4 protein-coding genes are annotated in these 2,454 nt (G+C 60.8%); all 4 read right to left on the bottom strand.

Annotated elements, in window-relative coordinates:
• Window positions 1–342 (bottom strand): YciI family protein (locus tag AC1D1X_RS20850; protein WP_477699062.1); only part of this gene is annotated, 342 nt, incomplete at its 3' end.
• Window positions 343–379: 37 nt separating this feature from the next.
• A complete protein-coding gene (locus AC1D1X_RS20845; protein WP_477670148.1) occupies window positions 380–916 on the bottom strand; it encodes an SRPBCC family protein in 537 nt (178 codons plus the stop codon).
• A 174-nt stretch (window positions 917–1,090) separates the two neighbouring features.
• Window positions 1,091–1,864 carry a YciI family protein gene (locus tag AC1D1X_RS20840; protein ID WP_477670149.1) on the bottom strand — a complete coding sequence of 258 codons (774 nt, stop codon included), beginning with the start codon at window positions 1,862–1,864 and terminating at the stop codon, window positions 1,091–1,093.
• Window positions 1,865–1,929: 65 nt separating this feature from the next.
• Window positions 1,930–2,367 (bottom strand): YciI family protein, encoded by a 438-nt coding sequence (locus tag AC1D1X_RS20835; RefSeq protein ID WP_477670150.1) that lies wholly within the window; start codon window positions 2,365–2,367, stop codon window positions 1,930–1,932.
• Window positions 2,368–2,454 lie beyond the last annotated feature (87 nt).

Raw genomic sequence — 2,454 nt, 5'->3', positions numbered from 1 at the left:
CTCCTGCACCTGCCGCACTTCGATGATTTCGTTCTCGCCGCCCGGGCAGCGCGTTGCCCACTTGATGGCTTCCTCGCGCGAGGCCACGTTGATCATCCAGTAGCCGCCCAGCACTTCACGGGCTTCGGCAAAAGGGCCGTCCTTGACATGGGCCTTGCCACCGGGAAAGGTTACGCGGGCGCCCATGGAGGGTGGGTGCAGGCCGTCCAGCGCGAGCAGCACGCCGGCTTTTTGCAGCTCCTCGTTGTATTTCATCATCGCGGCGACGGCGTCGGCGCTGGGCATGGTGCCTGCGTCGGCAGTTTCGTAGCCTTTGGGGATCATCAGCATCATGAATCGCATTTGAATACTCCTTGAGTGTGGGGCGGGTGAGCCGGGCTTACTTTTCTGCAGCAGCCTTCAGGTCGGCCAGGCCTGCTTCGAAATCCTTGCCCACCATCTTGTCCATATCGAAGAAGACATGCATGACCCTGGCCATCAGGGGCGCGGGGCCCGCCATCTCCCAGCTCACGACGCTGCCACCGGCTTGCGGCTGGATGGTAAAAACCACCTTGTTATGGGCCTCAAAAGGCTTGCTGAAGTTCAGGTCTATCCTGACGAGCGAAAACGGTACGGACTCGGTGATCAGCATGTCACCCGTGCCGACTTCCTTGCTTTCCCAGGCGTAGGCCGAGTCCTTGCCGGTGGCCGGACCGCTGAAGCTGCGCTTCATGGCCGCGTCCTTTTTCTCCCAGGGCGACCAGGCGGCCCACTGTTTGTAGTCATTGATCAGCGGGAAGATTTTCTCGGGCGGCGCCTGGATGGTGGTCTGGCGTTGTACGCGGAAGGTGTCTGGCTTGTTGGAGGCCAGTATCAGCACGGCCACGATGAAAACCACGATGGCGACGGCCGCAATGATGGCGATGGTCTTGAACATGTTTGTATCCCTTTAAGTTGGTGTTTGTTCACTTCGTAAATGGTCGAGCGCCGGATTCACAGGCCCTTTCCGGCCTCCAAAAAGCGTCTGCTCACCGGTACGACGAACGAAAAACCCGAAATCGACAGGCMGGGTCGAAAAATTTCAATTATTTTTTGACCCAAGCCAAGAACGCTAGGCCTGTGCGAAATCGGCAGCTTCATACAGCAGCCGGATTTCCACCTCAACCTCTTCCGTATCGCGAAACGGGAAGGGATAGGCCAAGGCCCAGTCCACCGCAGCCTGCAGCGAACGCGCCTGGATGATCCAGAAACCGGCCAGCAATTCCTTGGCTTCGGCGAAGGGCCCGTCCATCACGCTGGGTTTGCCCCGGGTGAACTTCATGCGCGACGCGCTGGCGCTGGGCTTGAGCCCTTCACCCATGAGCAGCACGCCAGCCTTGACGGCTTCGTCGTTGTGTTGGGCCATGCGCCCCAGCCACTGGCTGTCGGGCACGATGCCGGCTTCGGCGCGGTCATTGGCCTTGAGCAAAATCATGAAGCGGCGGAACCCCTCGGGCAGCGGCGGCGCGCCTTCCCCGGCGACGCCGCGCAGGCCGCCGGGGCAACCGCCCTCGCGGATTTCCAGCGAGGTGTTGCCATCCGCATCCTCTTGAGGCCAGCGTTTAAGCCATTCCAGTGCGTCACCCCTGGAAGCCGCCTCAATCATGGTGAAACCGGCGATCAGCTCTTTGGCTTCGGTGAAGGGGCCATCGATGACCGTGGGCTTGCCACCGGAAAACCGGATGAGCGCGCCCTTTGAGCTTGCCTGCAGGCCCTCGCCGCCCAGCAGCATGCCGGCCTTGGCCAGTTCTTCGTTGTAGGCGCCCATGGCGGCCAGCAGTGCGGGGCTGGGCAGCTCGCCGGCTTCAGTGCTCGCGTCGGATTTGCGCAGGATCATGTATTGCATGCGTGAAGTCTCCTTGGAACCCGGTTTTTACMTCAAACACGGGCCCGGCAGCCAGGCGCCCGCTTTCAGGACTTCGCGGCAGTCTGTGCTTCGACCTGCTGGCGCAAGCGCTCTTCGGCTTCGCGAAGTTCAGGCGTGAATTCGGCGCCGAAGTCTTCAGCCGAAAACACCTGGCGGATTTCGATTTCGGCCTCGCTCTCAGGCGGCAAGGGGCAGCGTTTGATCCACTCAATCGCCTCTTCTTTCGACGAGACTTGCAGCATCCAGAAACCGGCGACCAACTCTTTGGTTACGGGGAAAGGCCCGTCGATCACGGTGCGCTTGCTGCCGGAAAACCTGACGCGCGCGCCTTTGGCGCTGGGGTGCAAGCCTTCGCCCGCCAGCATCACGCCAGCCTTGACCAGCGATTCGTTGAACTTGCCCATGTCGGCCAGCAGTTGTTCGCTGGGCATTTCGCCGGCTTCGCTGTGTTTGTCGGCTTTGATGAGGACCATGAATTTCATTTCGGACTCCTTGGTGTTGCGTTAGGTTTGCGTTGGGAGCGGAGAGCCCGGACAACCCGGGCAGAAAAATCCTGCTCTTACCGGTAC

The sequence above is a fragment of the Polaromonas sp. P1_G4 genome (genome assembly GCF_056405475.1).
This window is presented reverse-complemented; position numbering and strand designations above follow the sequence as displayed.